Origin of the sequence: Vibrio sp. V15_P4S5T153 (genome assembly GCF_963874485.1) — a bacterium.
In the GTDB taxonomy this organism is placed as follows: domain Bacteria; phylum Pseudomonadota; class Gammaproteobacteria; order Enterobacterales; family Vibrionaceae; genus Vibrio; species Vibrio anguillarum.
Window position 1 is genome coordinate 460267 of sequence record NZ_CAWNHR010000019.1, and the last position, 12739, is coordinate 473005.

General features: G+C 45.7%; 26 protein-coding genes. All 26 read left to right on the plus strand.

Annotated elements, in window-relative coordinates:
- Positions 1-9 precede the first annotated feature (9 nt).
- Positions 10-750: a 23S rRNA (guanosine(2251)-2'-O)-methyltransferase RlmB gene (gene rlmB, locus AACT42_RS20665; protein ID WP_017042851.1), complete on the plus strand. Its 741-nt coding sequence runs from the start codon at positions 10-12 to the stop codon at positions 748-750.
- Positions 751-1172: 422 nt separating this feature from the next.
- Positions 1173-1484 (plus strand): 30S ribosomal protein S10, encoded by a 312-nt coding sequence (gene rpsJ / locus AACT42_RS20670; protein WP_001181007.1) that lies wholly within the window; start codon positions 1173-1175, stop codon positions 1482-1484.
- A gap of 14 nt (positions 1485-1498) precedes the next feature.
- Positions 1499-2128 (plus strand): 50S ribosomal protein L3, encoded by a 630-nt coding sequence (rplC, locus tag AACT42_RS20675; RefSeq protein WP_013855921.1) that lies wholly within the window; start codon positions 1499-1501, stop codon positions 2126-2128.
- A gap of 16 nt (positions 2129-2144) precedes the next feature.
- Positions 2145-2747: a 50S ribosomal protein L4 gene (gene rplD, locus AACT42_RS20680; protein ID WP_010318759.1), complete on the plus strand. Its 603-nt coding sequence runs from the start codon at positions 2145-2147 to the stop codon at positions 2745-2747.
- Positions 2744-3046, plus strand: coding sequence for a 50S ribosomal protein L23 (gene rplW / locus AACT42_RS20685; protein ID WP_010318760.1), 303 nt, complete (start codon positions 2744-2746; stop codon positions 3044-3046). The genes rplD and rplW overlap by 4 nt, the downstream gene beginning before the upstream one ends.
- A gap of 16 nt (positions 3047-3062) precedes the next feature.
- On the plus strand, positions 3063-3887 hold the full coding sequence (gene rplB / locus AACT42_RS20690) for a 50S ribosomal protein L2 (RefSeq protein WP_013855922.1): 825 nt from the start codon (positions 3063-3065) through the stop codon (positions 3885-3887).
- 20 nt (positions 3888-3907) lie between these two features.
- A complete protein-coding gene (gene rpsS / locus AACT42_RS20695; RefSeq protein ID WP_010318762.1) occupies positions 3908-4186 on the plus strand; it encodes a 30S ribosomal protein S19 in 279 nt (92 codons plus the stop codon).
- A 10-nt stretch (positions 4187-4196) separates the two neighbouring features.
- The gene (rplV, locus tag AACT42_RS20700) at positions 4197-4529 is read left to right on the plus strand and encodes a 50S ribosomal protein L22 (protein ID WP_026027327.1); all 333 of its coding nucleotides are present in this window, start codon (positions 4197-4199) and stop codon (positions 4527-4529) included.
- Positions 4530-4548: 19 nt separating this feature from the next.
- Complete coding sequence (gene rpsC, locus AACT42_RS20705) at positions 4549-5247, plus strand: 30S ribosomal protein S3 (RefSeq protein ID WP_010318764.1); 699 nt, start codon at positions 4549-4551, stop codon at positions 5245-5247.
- Positions 5248-5258: 11 nt separating this feature from the next.
- Positions 5259-5669, plus strand: coding sequence for a 50S ribosomal protein L16 (rplP, locus tag AACT42_RS20710; protein ID WP_010318765.1), 411 nt, complete (start codon positions 5259-5261; stop codon positions 5667-5669).
- Positions 5669-5860 carry a 50S ribosomal protein L29 gene (gene rpmC / locus AACT42_RS20715; protein WP_010318766.1) on the plus strand — a complete coding sequence of 64 codons (192 nt, stop codon included), beginning with the start codon at positions 5669-5671 and terminating at the stop codon, positions 5858-5860. Before rplP ends, rpmC begins: the two co-directional genes overlap by 1 nt.
- The gene (rpsQ, locus tag AACT42_RS20720) at positions 5860-6114 is read left to right on the plus strand and encodes a 30S ribosomal protein S17 (protein ID WP_017042852.1); all 255 of its coding nucleotides are present in this window, start codon (positions 5860-5862) and stop codon (positions 6112-6114) included. Before rpmC ends, rpsQ begins: the two co-directional genes overlap by 1 nt.
- Before the next feature lie 160 nt (positions 6115-6274).
- Positions 6275-6646 (plus strand): 50S ribosomal protein L14, encoded by a 372-nt coding sequence (rplN, locus tag AACT42_RS20725; RefSeq protein WP_010318768.1) that lies wholly within the window; start codon positions 6275-6277, stop codon positions 6644-6646.
- 12 nt (positions 6647-6658) lie between these two features.
- Positions 6659-6976 (plus strand): 50S ribosomal protein L24, encoded by a 318-nt coding sequence (gene rplX / locus AACT42_RS20730; RefSeq protein WP_010318769.1) that lies wholly within the window; start codon positions 6659-6661, stop codon positions 6974-6976.
- Positions 6977-7000: 24 nt separating this feature from the next.
- A complete protein-coding gene (gene rplE / locus AACT42_RS20735; protein ID WP_010318770.1) occupies positions 7001-7540 on the plus strand; it encodes a 50S ribosomal protein L5 in 540 nt (179 codons plus the stop codon).
- Between the two features lie 17 nt (positions 7541-7557).
- Positions 7558-7863 carry a 30S ribosomal protein S14 gene (gene rpsN / locus AACT42_RS20740; protein ID WP_010318771.1) on the plus strand — a complete coding sequence of 102 codons (306 nt, stop codon included), beginning with the start codon at positions 7558-7560 and terminating at the stop codon, positions 7861-7863.
- Between the two features lie 29 nt (positions 7864-7892).
- The gene (rpsH, locus tag AACT42_RS20745; RefSeq protein ID WP_010318772.1) at positions 7893-8285 is read left to right on the plus strand and encodes a 30S ribosomal protein S8; all 393 of its coding nucleotides are present in this window, start codon (positions 7893-7895) and stop codon (positions 8283-8285) included.
- Positions 8286-8295: 10 nt separating this feature from the next.
- Entirely contained in the window at positions 8296-8829 is a 534-nt protein-coding gene (gene rplF, locus AACT42_RS20750) for a 50S ribosomal protein L6 (RefSeq protein WP_010318773.1), read from the plus strand.
- 9 nt (positions 8830-8838) lie between these two features.
- Positions 8839-9192: a 50S ribosomal protein L18 gene (gene rplR, locus AACT42_RS20755; protein ID WP_013855926.1), complete on the plus strand. Its 354-nt coding sequence runs from the start codon at positions 8839-8841 to the stop codon at positions 9190-9192.
- Positions 9193-9206: 14 nt separating this feature from the next.
- Positions 9207-9707 (plus strand): 30S ribosomal protein S5, encoded by a 501-nt coding sequence (gene rpsE, locus AACT42_RS20760; RefSeq protein WP_010318775.1) that lies wholly within the window; start codon positions 9207-9209, stop codon positions 9705-9707.
- A gap of 5 nt (positions 9708-9712) precedes the next feature.
- Positions 9713-9889, plus strand: a complete 177-nt coding sequence (gene rpmD, locus AACT42_RS20765; RefSeq protein WP_004398455.1) for a 50S ribosomal protein L30 — start codon at positions 9713-9715, stop codon at positions 9887-9889.
- 5 nt (positions 9890-9894) lie between these two features.
- Positions 9895-10329, plus strand: a complete 435-nt coding sequence (gene rplO, locus AACT42_RS20770; protein WP_010318777.1) for a 50S ribosomal protein L15 — start codon at positions 9895-9897, stop codon at positions 10327-10329.
- Between the two features lie 20 nt (positions 10330-10349).
- A complete protein-coding gene (gene secY, locus AACT42_RS20775) occupies positions 10350-11684 on the plus strand; it encodes a preprotein translocase subunit SecY (RefSeq protein ID WP_017046739.1) in 1335 nt (444 codons plus the stop codon).
- A gap of 27 nt (positions 11685-11711) precedes the next feature.
- Positions 11712-11825, plus strand: a complete 114-nt coding sequence (rpmJ, locus tag AACT42_RS20780) for a 50S ribosomal protein L36 (protein WP_000868186.1) — start codon at positions 11712-11714, stop codon at positions 11823-11825.
- Positions 11826-11972: 147 nt separating this feature from the next.
- Complete coding sequence (gene rpsM, locus AACT42_RS20785; RefSeq protein ID WP_010318779.1) at positions 11973-12329, plus strand: 30S ribosomal protein S13; 357 nt, start codon at positions 11973-11975, stop codon at positions 12327-12329.
- A gap of 20 nt (positions 12330-12349) precedes the next feature.
- On the plus strand, positions 12350-12739 hold the full coding sequence (gene rpsK, locus AACT42_RS20790) for a 30S ribosomal protein S11 (RefSeq protein WP_001118870.1): 390 nt from the start codon (positions 12350-12352) through the stop codon (positions 12737-12739).

Consider the following 12739-nt stretch of genomic DNA (forward strand, 5'->3'; position numbering starts at 1 on the left):
GGGTAAATCATGAGTAACGAATGTATTTATGGTATTCACGCGGTCAGCGCTGTACTTGAAAAAGATCCAGCGCGATTGATAGAAGCGTTTGTACTAAAAGGGCGACAAGATGATCGCCTGCTTCCACTGTTAAATGAACTGCAACATTGCGGTGTCTCTATTCAACAGATGGGACGTAAAACATTGGATGACAAGGCTCAAGGGGCGAATCATCAGGGCATCATTGCTCGTGTAAAACCAGCAAAACAGCTTAATGAGCATGATTTAGAAGCAATCATCGCACAGCATGAACAACCGCTATTACTTGTTTTGGATGGTGTTACCGATCCGCATAATCTCGGCGCATGCTTACGTAACGCCGATGCTGCCGGGGTCGCTGCAGTGATCGTACCGAAAGATAAGTCAGCACCAATGACGGCAACGGTCAGCAAAGTCGCTTGTGGCGCTGCTGAAACTGTGCCTTTAGTACGAGTGACGAATCTTGCACGTACCATGCGCGCCCTTCAAGAACAAGGCGTATGGTTTGTTGGCACTGCCGGTGAGGCGACGCATGACATTTACCAAGCCAAACTGACAGGGCCCCTTGCGATTGTTATGGGCGCTGAAGGGGATGGTATGCGCCGTTTAACGCGCGAAACCTGCGATGATCTGATCAAAATACCGATGGCGGGCACCGTTTCTAGCCTAAACGTATCAGTAGCGGCTGGGATCTGTCTGTTTGAAGCAGTGAGACAGCGCCAAGCTGTATAATTGTGCATCAGGGATAAAAGGATAGGGTCGTGAGTGCTCACCTCATCTTTCTATCCCTTCTATACTTCCTCAGTGAAAGAAGAAATAGATAGTTTATAAGTTTAATTTCTACACAGCGCTTGCATGTGTAATGGTGATCTGTATAATGCACCGCACTGGTTAAATCCAGTTGTGAACCAATGAGCAGTGAGGAGTAAACTGACCTAGCTGTTAGTTTAGTAACGTATACTCAGCTTATGTTCGCAGTTAATACAATTAGCTCTGTTGCGTTTAGTAATAGATTAAAGTTAATCGAAAATTAACTGACAATGTGCCTAATTTTGGCACTACGGTTTCACATAAATCAATCGGCATTCTCTCGTTTTAACGAGTTTGAGTGGCGATATTGTTTGTGTAATTTTTAATTATTGGAGCTCTGTCTCATGCAGAACCAACGTATCCGTATCCGCCTAAAAGCGTTCGATTACAAACTAATCGATGCTTCTACAGCGGAAATCGTTGAAACAGCTAAGCGTACCGGCGCACAGGTTCGTGGTCCTATTCCACTTCCTACTCGTAAAGAGCGTTTCACTGTTCTTATCTCTCCACACGTCAACAAAGATGCTCGTGATCAGTACGAAATTCGTACTCACAAACGTCTAATCGACATCGTTGAGCCAACAGATAAAACTGTTGATGCACTGATGCGCCTAGATCTAGCTGCTGGCGTTGACGTACAAATCAGCCTAGGTTAAGGGAGATTAGAAGAATGATTGGTCTAGTCGGACGTAAAGTGGGTATGACCCGCGTATTTACTGAAGAAGGCGTTTCTATCCCAGTAACTGTTGTTGAGGTTGAAGCAAACCGTATTTCTCAAGTGAAAACTCTTGAGACTGACGGCTATGCAGCAATCCAGGTAACTACTGGTACTAAGAAAGCCAACCGTGTAACTAAACCAGAAGCTGGTCACTTTGCGAAAGCAGGTGTAGAAGCTGGTCGCGGTCTTTGGGAATTCCGTTTAGAAAACGGCGAAGAGTTTGAAGTTGGCACTGAGCTAAATGTAGAACTTTTCAACGAAGTTAAAAAAGTAGACGTTACTGGTACATCTAAAGGTAAAGGTTTCCAAGGTGCTGTTAAGCGCTGGAATTTCCGTACCCAAGATATGACTCACGGTAACTCTTTGTCTCACCGTGCACCGGGTTCAATTGGCCAATGTCAAACTCCAGGTCGCGTGTTCAAAGGCAAAAAAATGGCAGGTCACATGGGTGCTGAGCGTGTAACGACTCAAAACCTAGAGATCGTACGTGTTGACGCTGAGCGCAATCTGCTTCTTATTAAAGGTGCAGTACCAGGTGCAACTGGCGCTAACGTGATCGTCAAACCAGCTATTAAAGCATAACGTCTAGGAGTAAGTAATGGAATTGATGGTTAAAGGTGCTAACGCACTAACTGTTTCCGAAACTACTTTCGGACGTGAGTTCAACGAAGCCCTTGTACATCAAGTAGTTGTTGCGTATGCAGCAGGTGCTCGTCAAGGTACTCGTGCTCAAAAGACACGTTCAGAAGTTTCTGGCGGTGGCGCTAAGCCATGGCGTCAAAAAGGTACTGGCCGTGCACGTGCTGGTACAATTCGTAGCCCAATCTGGCGTACAGGTGGTGTTACTTTTGCTGCGAAACCACAAGATCACAGCCAAAAAGTAAACAAAAAAATGTACCGCGGTGCTATGAAGAGCATTCTTTCTGAACTAGTTCGTCAAGAGCGTTTAATCGTTGTTGATAACTTCTCAGTAGAAGCACCAAAAACTAAAGAGCTATTAGCTAAGCTTAAAGAACTTGAGCTTAACGATGTACTCATCGTTACTGGCGAAGTAGACGAGAATCTATTCTTAGCTGCTCGCAACCTATATAAAGTTGACGCACGTGACGTAGCGGGTCTTGACCCAGTTAGCCTAATTGCGTTTGACAAGGTTCTAATGACTGCAGAAGCAGTTAAGCAAGTTGAGGAGATGCTGGCATGATCAGTGAAGAGCGTCTACTAAAAGTTCTACGTGCACCGCACATCTCTGAAAAAGCAACTATGACTGCTGAGAAAGCGAACACTATCGTTTTCAAAGTAGCAAAAGATGCAACTAAGAAAGAGATCAAAGCAGCTGTAGAAAAGCTATTTGAAGTTGAAGTTAAGTCTGTAAATACTCTTATCACTAAGGGTAAGACCAAACGTCAAGGTCTACGCCAAGGTCGCCGCAGCGACGTTAAAAAAGCGTATGTGACTTTGAAAGAAGGTCAAGATCTTGACTTTGTTGGCGGCGCGGAATAACAGGAGTAGTTGAATAATGGCTATTGTTAAATGTAAGCCGACTTCCCCTGGTCGTCGTCACGTCGTTAAAGTTGTTAACGCTGACCTACACAAGGGTAAGCCATACGCACCTCTTCTAGAGAAAAACTCTAAGAATGGTGGTCGTAACAACAACGGTCGTATCACAGTACGTCATATCGGTGGTGGTCATAAGCAACACTATCGTTTGGTTGACTTCAAACGTACTAAAGATGGCATCCCAGCGAAAGTTGAGCGTCTAGAATACGATCCAAACCGTAGCGCAAATATCGCTCTAGTTCTGTACGCAGACGGCGAGCGTCGTTACATTATCGCACCTAAAGGTGTTCAAGCTGGTGATACAATCCAGTCTGGTGTTGATGCGCCAATTAAAGCAGGTAACACTCTGCCAATGCGCAACATCCCAGTGGGTTCTACTATTCACTGTGTTGAACTTAAGCCTGGTAAAGGTGCACAGCTAGCTCGTTCGGCTGGTGCATATGCTCAACTTGTCGCTCGCGACGGTACTTATGCAACTATCCGCCTACGTTCTGGTGAAATGCGCAAAGTACTTTCTGAAGGCCGTGCAACAATCGGTGAAGTTGGTAACTCTGAGCACATGCTACGTGAACTAGGTAAAGCTGGTGCTTCACGCTGGCGCGGCGTACGTCCAACTGTACGTGGTGTAGTAATGAACCCGGTTGACCACCCACACGGTGGTGGTGAAGGCCGCACTTCTGGTGGTCGTCACCCAGTATCTCCTTGGGGTATGCCTACTAAGGGCTTCAAGACTCGTAGCAACAAACGCACCGACAAGTACATCGTACGTCGTCGTAATAAGTAATCTATATAAGAGGATAAGCCATGCCACGTTCTCTCAAGAAAGGTCCATTTATTGACCTACACTTGCTGAAGAAGGTAGAGAAAGCGGTGGAAAGCGGAGACAAAAAGCCTATTAAGACTTGGTCCCGTCGTTCAATGATCATTCCATCAATGATTGGTTTGACCATCGCTGTCCATAATGGTCGTCAGCACGTTCCAGTATTTGTCACTGATGAAATGATCGGTCACAAACTGGGCGAATTCGCACCAACTCGTACTTACCGTGGTCACGCTGCGGATAAGAAAGCTAAGAAGCGCTAAGGAGTAAATGATGGAAGCTATTGCTAAACATAACTTTGCTCGCATTTCTCCTCAGAAAGCTCGCTTAGTTGCAGATCTAATCCGTGGTAAATCTGTGGATCAGGCTCTTGAAATCCTAACTTTCAGCAACAAAAAAGCGGCTGTATTAGTTAAGAAAGTTCTAGAGTCAGCTATCGCTAACGCAGAACACAACGAAGGTGCAGATATCGACGATCTTAATGTCGCTAAAATCTTCGTAGATGAGGGCCCGGTCATGAAGCGTATTATGCCTCGTGCAAAAGGCCGTGCGGATCGTATCTTGAAGCGTTCAAGCCACATCACTGTTGTTGTAGCAGACCGCTAAGAGACTAGGAGAGTAAGCAATGGGTCAGAAAGTACATCCTAATGGTATTCGTCTTGGCATCGTTAAGCCTTGGAATGCTACATGGTTTGCTAACACCAAAGATTTCGCTGACAACCTAGACGGCGACTTCAAGGTACGTCAGTTCCTTACTAAGGAACTTTCAAAAGCGTCTCTATCACGCATCGTTATCGAGCGTCCTGCTAAGAGCATTCGTGTGACTATCCACACTGCTCGCCCAGGCGTTGTTATCGGTAAGAAAGGTGAAGACGTTGAGAAGCTACGCGCAGCTGTAGCTAAAATTGCAGGTGTACCAGCGCAAATTAACATCGCTGAAGTACGTAAGCCTGAGCTAGACGGCCAATTAGTGGCTGATAGCATCGCGTCTCAACTAGAGCGTCGCGTTATGTTCCGTCGTGCTATGAAGCGTGCGGTACAAAATGCTATGCGTCTAGGCGCTAAAGGTATCAAAGTGGAAGTAAGCGGTCGTCTTGGCGGCGCTGAAATTGCACGTTCTGAGTGGTACCGTGAAGGCCGTGTGCCTCTACACACTCTACGTGCTGACATTGATTACGCAACTTCTTCGGCTCACACTCAATACGGTGTGATCGGCGTTAAAGTTTGGATCTTCAAGGGTGAAATCCTTGGTGGTATGCCAGCTGCAAACGCTGTTGAGCCAAAGGCTGACAAGCCTAAGAAGCAGCGTAAAGGCCGTAAGTAAGGAGTCGACTGATGCTACAACCTAAACGCACTAAGTTCCGTAAGGTTCATACTGGTCGCAACCGCGGTCTAGCTAAAGGTACTGACGTAAGCTTCGGTACATTTGGTCTTAAAGCCGTTGGACGTGGTCGTCTAACTGCTCGTCAGATCGAAGCGGCACGTCGTGCAATGACACGTCACGTTAAGCGTCAAGGTAAAATCTGGATCCGTGTGTTCCCAGATAAGCCAATCACTGAAAAACCACTAGAAGTTCGTCAAGGTAAGGGTAAAGGTAACGTTGAGTACTGGGTAGCCCAAATCCAACCTGGTAAGGTTATGTACGAAATGGACGGTGTACCTGAAGAATTGGCACGTGAAGCGTTCCGCCTAGCGGCTCGTAAACTGCCATTCAAAACTACATTCGTAATTAAACAGGTGATGTGATGAAAGCACTAGATCTACGCGCAAAAAGCGCTGAAGAGCTTAACGCTGAGCTACTGAATTTGCTACGTGAACAGTTCAACTTGCGCATGCAAGCTGCAACTGGTCAACTACAGCAAACTCATACTTTGAAAGCTGTACGCCGTGATATCGCACGCGTTAAAACTGTTTTGACTGAGAAGGCAGGCGAATAATGAGCGACAAAATTCGTACTCAACTAGGTCGTGTTGTTAGTGACAAGATGGATAAATCTATCACTGTTGCTATCGAGCGCATGGTGAAACACCCAATTTACGGTAAATTCGTAAAGCGTACGACTAAAGTACACGCACATGACGAAAACAACGAGTGTGGCCTAGGCGATACCGTTGAGATTCGTGAGTGTCGTCCTCTGTCTAAGACTAAGTCTTGGACATTGGTTAAAGTTATAGAAAAAGCGAAGATGTAATCATCGTTATTCTATGATTTTAAACGGCTCCAAAGTTTTTTTGGAGCCGTTTATTTTTTGTCTACCCAATCTTAGGAAAGGGTGGTACAATTCGCGTCCCTTTTAAAGAGGCAGCCCGACCCGAGAGGGTCTAGTTTTAATATTTAGCGGAGCACTAACAATGATCCAAATGCAAAGTACACTTGATGCAGCTGATAACTCAGGCGCGCGCAAGGTAATGTGTATTAAGGTTCTGGGTGGCTCTCACCGCCGTTATGCACATATCGGTGACATCATCAAAGTTACAGTGAAGGAAGCAATTCCTCGCGGTAAAGTTAAAAAAGGTGATGTACTGAAGGCGGTGGTAGTTCGCACCCGTAAAGGCGTACGTCGTCCAGACGGTTCTGTCATTCGCTTCGACCGTAATGCTTGCGTATTGTTGAACAATAATACAGAGCAACCTATCGGTACACGTATCTTTGGTCCAGTGACTCGTGAACTTCGCAATGCGAAATTTATGAAAATCGTGTCACTAGCACCTGAAGTTCTGTAAGGAGCGGCACACATGGCAGCTAAAATCCGTCGTAATGACGAAGTAATCGTTCTTGCTGGTAAAGATAAAGGCAAGAAAGGTAAAGTAACTAAGGTTCTCGTAACTGGTAAAGTTATCGTTGAAGGTATCAACCTTGTTAAGAAACACCAAAAGCCGGTTCCGGCTCTAGGTCAACAAGGTGGCATCGTTGAGCAAGAAGCAGCTATTGATGCTTCTAACGTTGCAATCTTTAACGCAGCAACTGGTAAAGCGGACCGTATCGGTTTCCGTTTTGAAGACGGCAAAAAAGTTCGTTTCTTCAAATCTAACGGTGAAATCGTTTCTAACTAATTAGAAGTAATTTGGAGTTCTACTATGGCGAAACTGCATGATTACTACAAGTCGTCTGTAGTGACTGAACTGACCAAACAGTTCGGTTACACAAGCGTCATGCAAGTCCCTAGGATTGATAAAATCACCCTAAACATGGGCGTTGGTGAAGCTATCAACGATAAGAAACTATTAGAAAATGCAGCAGCTGATATGGCTACGATCTCTGGTCAAAAACCACTGATCACTAAAGCTCGTAAATCTGTTGCAGGTTTCAAAATTCGTGAAGGCTACCCAATTGGTTGTAAAGTAACCTTGCGTGGCGAACGTATGTGGGATTTTTTAGAGCGTTTAATCTCTATTGCACTTCCACGTGTACGTGACTTCCGTGGTGTTAGCGCTAAGTCTTTTGACGGACGCGGTAACTACAGCATGGGCGTTCGCGAGCAAATCATCTTCCCAGAAATCGACTACGATAAAGTCGATCGTGTACGCGGTCTTGATATCACTATCACGACTTCTGCTGGTACCGATGAGGAAGGCCGTGCTCTGCTGGCTGCCTTTAACTTCCCATTCCGTAAGTAAGGTGAAGGGTTACTGTTATGGCTAAACAATCAATGAAAGCACGTGAAGTAAAACGTGCAAAGCTAGTAGCTAAGTTCGCAGAAAAGCGTGCAATGCTAAAAGCTACCATCAGCGATGTAAACGCATCTGAAGAAGATCGTTGGAACGCAGTTCTTAAACTGCAAGCTCTTCCACGTGATTCAAGTGCTTCACGTCAGCGCAACCGTTGCAACCAAACTGGTCGTCCACACGGTTTCCTACGTAAGTTCGGTCTAAGCCGCATCAAAGTTCGCGAAGCTTGCATGAAAGGCGAGATTCCTGGACTTCGTAAGGCTAGCTGGTAATTGCCACTTAATCATTTGGAGTAAATCTTATGAGCATGCAAGATCCGATTTCGGATATGCTGACCCGCATTCGTAACGGTCAGGCAGCAAATAAAGTTGCTGTAAAAATGCCTTCTTCAAAGCTTAAAGTTGCAATTGCTGCACTGCTAAAAGCTGAAGGTTATATCGCAGATTTCGCTGTTGAAGGCGAAGTAAAACCTGAGCTAGAAGTTACTCTTAAGTACTTCCAAGCTAAACCAGTAATCGAGCAAATCCAACGTGTTTCACGTCCTGGTCTACGCGTTTATAAGAAAAAAGACGCGTTACCAACAGTGATGGGCGGTATGGGTGTTGCTGTGGTGTCCACTTCCAAGGGTCTGATGTCTGACCGTGCTGCTCGCAAAGCAGGTCTTGGCGGTGAAATCATTTGCTACGTAGCGTAAGGAGTAGGATATGTCTCGTGTTGCTAAAGCACCTGTCGCTATTCCAGCTGGCGTAGAGGTGAAACTAAACGGCCAAGAAATCACTGTAAAAGGTGGTAAAGGTGAGCTGACTCGCGTCCTGAATAAAGGCGTAGTTATTGCACAGGAAGAAAACAACCTTACTTTCGGTCCTCGTGAAGGTGTTGCTAACGCTTGGGCACAAGCAGGTACTGCTCGTGCACTAGTAAACAACATGGTTGTTGGTGTTACTGCAGGCTTTACTAAGAAGCTTGTTCTTAAAGGTGTTGGTTACCGTGCTGCTATTAAAGGCAACTCAGTAAGTCTTACTTTAGGCTTCTCACACCCTGTAGAGCATGAACTACCAGCGGGTATCAATGCTGAATGTCCTAGCCAAACTGAAATTGTCCTAACTGGTTGCGATAAGCAAGTAGTGGGTCAAGTTGCGGCTGACATCCGTTCTTACCGTGAGCCAGAACCTTATAAAGGTAAAGGCGTCCGTTACGCAGATGAAAATGTGCGTAGTAAAGAAGCTAAGAAGAAGTAAGGTAACACTATGGATAAGAAAGCATCTCGCATCCGTCGTGCTACACGCGCACGTCGTAAGATTGCTGAACTGGGTGCAACTCGCCTAGTAGTACACCGTACTCCTCGTCACGTGTACGCTCAGGTTATCGCATCAAACGGCTCTGAGGTTATCGCAGCAGCTTCTACTGTAGAAAAAGCGATCCGTGAGCTAGTTAAGAACACCGGTAACGTAGACGCAGCTAAAGCGGTAGGTAAAGCTATTGCAGAACGCGCTCTTGAAAAAGGCGTATCAGCTGTTGCGTTTGATCGTTCTGGTTTCCAATACCACGGTCGAGTAGCGGCGCTAGCAGAATCTGCTCGCGAAGCTGGTCTGAAATTCTAAGGTAGGGTTGGAAGATGGCTAAAGAACAACAACAAGCTAGTGATTTGCAAGAAAAATTAATCGCAGTTAACCGTGTTTCTAAAACGGTTAAAGGTGGTCGAATCATGAGCTTTACTGCACTAACTGTAGTTGGTGACGGTAATGGTCGCGTAGGTTTCGGATACGGCAAAGCTCGTGAAGTACCTGCAGCGATTCAAAAAGCAATGGAAAAAGCGCGTCGTAACATGGTTACTATCGCTCTTAACGAAGGCACTCTTCACCACGCGGTGAAAGGTCGTCACTCGGGCTCTAAAGTTTACATGCAGCCAGCTGCAGAAGGTACAGGTGTTATCGCCGGTGGTGCGATGCGTGCTGTACTAGAAGTTGCCGGTGTACATAACGTACTTGCGAAAGCGTACGGTTCTACTAACCCAATCAACGTTGTTCGTGCAACAGTTGCTGGTCTAGTAGATGTGAAGTCACCAGAAATGGTTGCAGCTAAACGTGGTCTCACTGTTGAAGCGATTTCGGAGTAAGCACCATGGCAACTATTAAAGTAACTCAAACTAAAAGCTCAATTGGTCGTCTACCAAAGCACAAAGCTACTTTGCGTGGTCTAGGCCTTCGTCGTATCAACCATACAGTAGAACTTGAAGATACACCGTGTGTACGCGGTATGATCAACAAGGTTTACTACATGGTTAAAGTTGAGGAGTAATCAGAATGCGTTTGAATACTCTATCACCGGCTGCTGGTTCTAAGCACGCTCCTAAGCGTCTAGGCCGTGGTATCGGTTCTGGCCTTGGTAAAACAGGTGGCCGCGGTCACAAAGGTCAAAAGTCACGTTCTGGCGGTACAGTTCGTCCAGGTTTTGAAGGCGGTCAAATGCCTCTAAAACAACGTCTACCTAAATTCGGTTTCACTTCTCGTAAGAGCCTAGTGTCTGCTGAAATTCGTCTAGCTGAGCTAGCGAAAGTTACGGGTGACGTGGTCGATCTAAACAGCTTGAAAGCAGCTAACCTAATCACTAAGAACATCGAAAATGTTAAAGTTGTTCTTTCTGGTGAGATTAGCAAAGCAGTGACTGTGAAAGGTCTTCGCGTGACTAAAGGCGCTAAAGCTGCAATCGAAGCTGCAGGCGGTAAAATCGAGGAATAATCTCGAGGAACGAGGTACAGATGGCTAAGAAACCAGGACAAGATTTTCGTAGTGCTCAGAGCGGCTTAAGTGAGCTAAAGTCGCGCTTATTATTCGTAATTGGTGCACTTTTAGTATTCCGAGCCGGTTCTTTTGTGCCGATTCCTGGTATTGACGCAGCTGTACTTGCCGATTTGTTCGAACAGCAAAAAGGTACCATCGTTGAAATGTTTAACATGTTCTCCGGTGGTGCTCTTTCGCGTGCATCTATCTTAGCATTGGGCATCATGCCGTATATTTCGGCGTCAATTGTTGTCCAATTGCTAACTGTAGTTCATCCAGCGTTAGCCGAACTCAAGAAAGAGGGTGAGGCAGGGCGTCGTAAGATTAGCCAATATACGCGTTATGGCACGCTTGTACTTGCAATATTCCAAGCTATTGGTATCGCAACAGGCTTACCAAACATGGTCAACAATCTGGTTGTTATCGACCAAACCATGTTTACCCTGATTGCTACCGTGAGTTTAGTAACTGGCACCATGTTCTTAATGTGGTTAGGTGAACAAATTACTGAGCGTGGAATAGGAAATGGTATTTCCATTTTGATTTTTGCAGGTATTGTTGCTGGATTGCCTTCGGCAATCGGACAAACGATTGAGCAAGCGCGTCAAGGTGAATTGCATGTGCTTCTTCTGTTGTTAATTGCGGTACTTTCTTTTGCTGTAATTTATTTCGTTGTTTTCATGGAGCGTGGTCAGCGTCGTATTGTCGTTAACTATGCAAAGCGTCAACAAGGTCGTAAAGTGTTTGCAGCGCAAAGTACTCACCTGCCATTGAAAATTAATATGGCGGGTGTAATACCTGCAATTTTTGCATCGAGTATTATTTTGTTCCCAGGAACATTAGCTCAGTGGTTTGGTCAAAATGGTGAGAGCAGCACATTCGGTTGGTTAACTGATGTGTCTTTGGCTCTTAGCCCTGGTCAACCTCTGTACGTTATGCTTTATGCAGCAGCGATTATTTTCTTCTGTTTCTTTTACACAGCGTTGGTGTTTAACCCTCGTGAAACAGCGGATAACTTGAAGAAGTCCGGTGCGTTCGTACCCGGCATCCGCCCAGGTGAGCAGACAGCGAGATACATTGATAAAGTAATGACCAGACTAACCTTAGCGGGTGCTCTCTATATTACCTTTATCTGTCTGATTCCCGAGTTCATGATGGTCGCGTGGAACGTACGTTTCTACTTCGGCGGCACATCACTACTTATCGTAGTGGTTGTGATTATGGACTTTATGGCACAGGTACAGACTCATATGATGTCCCAACAGTATGATTCTGTGTTGAAAAAAGCAAATCTGAAGGGCTACGGCCGTTAATTCAGATTTCACTTACGGAGTTTAGCAATGAAAGTTCGTGCTTCCGTTAAAAAAATCTGTCGTAACTGTAAAGTAATCAAGCGTAACGGTGTCGTTCGCGTGATTTGCAGTGAGCCAAAGCACAAGCAGCGCCAAGGCTAATTAGCAGAAATTTTTACTTGAAATATAAAGGTCGGTCGAGTATATTCCTCGGCCTACCTTTTGTGTGCAAAAGAAGTAGTATGCCGCAGCGTATCCTCGACGGGCTTTGCTGCGGATAATTTCTTATATAAGTACTAGGAGTGAATAGTGGCCCGTATAGCAGGCATTAACATTCCTGATCAGAAGCATGCTGTAATTGCATTAACTGCAATCTACGGCATCGGTAAGACCCGTTCGAAAGCTATCTTAGCTGATTTGGGTATTGCTGAAAGTGTTAAGATCAGTGAACTAACTGAAGAGCAGATCGATCTACTGCGTGATGGTGTAGCTAAATACACTGTAGAGGGTGATCTTCGTCGTGAAGTTTCCATGAACATCAAGCGTCTTATGGACCTTGGCTGTTACCGTGGTCTTCGTCATCGTCGCAGTCTACCACTACGTGGACAGCGTACTAAAACCAACGCTCGTACCCGTAAGGGTCCGCGTAAACCGATCAAGAAATAGTCGGAAGGGTATAGAGTACAATGGCAAAACAACCAACTCGCGCACGTAAGCGTGTACGCAAGCAAGTTGCTGATGGCGTAGCGCACATCCATGCATCTTTCAATAACACAATCGTAACTATCACAGACCGTCAAGGTAATGCTCTAGCTTGGGCAACTGCTGGTGGTTCTGGTTTCCGCGGTTCTCGTAAGTCTACTCCGTTCGCTGCACAGGTTGCTGCTGAGCGTTGTGCTGAAATGGCTAAAGAATACGGCCTTAAGAACCTAGAGGTTATGGTTAAGGGTCCAGGTCCAGGTCGTGAATCAACTGTTCGCGCACTGAACGCTGCTGGTTTCCGTATCACTAACATTGTTGATGCGACACCAATCCCTCATAACGGTTGTCGTCCACCTAAGAAACGCCGCGTATAA

Coding starts and splice junctions, on each gene's coding strand:
- rpmJ (WP_000868186.1), top strand. CDS start 11,712: ATGAAAGTTCGTGCTTCCGTTAAAAAAATCTGTCGTAACTGTAAAGTA.
- rpsN (WP_010318771.1), top strand. CDS start 7,558: ATGGCTAAACAATCAATGAAAGCACGTGAAGTAAAACGTGCAAAGCTA.
- rplR (WP_013855926.1), top strand. CDS start 8,839: ATGGATAAGAAAGCATCTCGCATCCGTCGTGCTACACGCGCACGTCGT.
- rpsE (WP_010318775.1), top strand. CDS start 9,207: ATGGCTAAAGAACAACAACAAGCTAGTGATTTGCAAGAAAAATTAATC.
- rplO (WP_010318777.1), top strand. CDS start 9,895: ATGCGTTTGAATACTCTATCACCGGCTGCTGGTTCTAAGCACGCTCCT.
- rplN (WP_010318768.1), top strand. CDS start 6,275: ATGATCCAAATGCAAAGTACACTTGATGCAGCTGATAACTCAGGCGCG.
- rplF (WP_010318773.1), top strand. CDS start 8,296: ATGTCTCGTGTTGCTAAAGCACCTGTCGCTATTCCAGCTGGCGTAGAG.
- rplB (WP_013855922.1), top strand. CDS start 3,063: ATGGCTATTGTTAAATGTAAGCCGACTTCCCCTGGTCGTCGTCACGTC.
- rpsQ (WP_017042852.1), top strand. CDS start 5,860: ATGAGCGACAAAATTCGTACTCAACTAGGTCGTGTTGTTAGTGACAAG.
- rplD (WP_010318759.1), top strand. CDS start 2,145: ATGGAATTGATGGTTAAAGGTGCTAACGCACTAACTGTTTCCGAAACT.
- rpsJ (WP_001181007.1), top strand. CDS start 1,173: ATGCAGAACCAACGTATCCGTATCCGCCTAAAAGCGTTCGATTACAAA.
- rpsS (WP_010318762.1), top strand. CDS start 3,908: ATGCCACGTTCTCTCAAGAAAGGTCCATTTATTGACCTACACTTGCTG.
- rplX (WP_010318769.1), top strand. CDS start 6,659: ATGGCAGCTAAAATCCGTCGTAATGACGAAGTAATCGTTCTTGCTGGT.
- rpmC (WP_010318766.1), top strand. CDS start 5,669: ATGAAAGCACTAGATCTACGCGCAAAAAGCGCTGAAGAGCTTAACGCT.
- secY (WP_017046739.1), top strand. CDS start 10,350: ATGGCTAAGAAACCAGGACAAGATTTTCGTAGTGCTCAGAGCGGCTTA.
- rpmD (WP_004398455.1), top strand. CDS start 9,713: ATGGCAACTATTAAAGTAACTCAAACTAAAAGCTCAATTGGTCGTCTA.
- rplE (WP_010318770.1), top strand. CDS start 7,001: ATGGCGAAACTGCATGATTACTACAAGTCGTCTGTAGTGACTGAACTG.
- rpsK (WP_001118870.1), top strand. CDS start 12,350: ATGGCAAAACAACCAACTCGCGCACGTAAGCGTGTACGCAAGCAAGTT.
- rplP (WP_010318765.1), top strand. CDS start 5,259: ATGCTACAACCTAAACGCACTAAGTTCCGTAAGGTTCATACTGGTCGC.
- rplC (WP_013855921.1), top strand. CDS start 1,499: ATGATTGGTCTAGTCGGACGTAAAGTGGGTATGACCCGCGTATTTACT.
- rplV (WP_026027327.1), top strand. CDS start 4,197: ATGGAAGCTATTGCTAAACATAACTTTGCTCGCATTTCTCCTCAGAAA.
- rpsC (WP_010318764.1), top strand. CDS start 4,549: ATGGGTCAGAAAGTACATCCTAATGGTATTCGTCTTGGCATCGTTAAG.
- rlmB (WP_017042851.1), top strand. CDS start 10: ATGAGTAACGAATGTATTTATGGTATTCACGCGGTCAGCGCTGTACTT.
- rplW (WP_010318760.1), top strand. CDS start 2,744: ATGATCAGTGAAGAGCGTCTACTAAAAGTTCTACGTGCACCGCACATC.
- rpsH (WP_010318772.1), top strand. CDS start 7,893: ATGAGCATGCAAGATCCGATTTCGGATATGCTGACCCGCATTCGTAAC.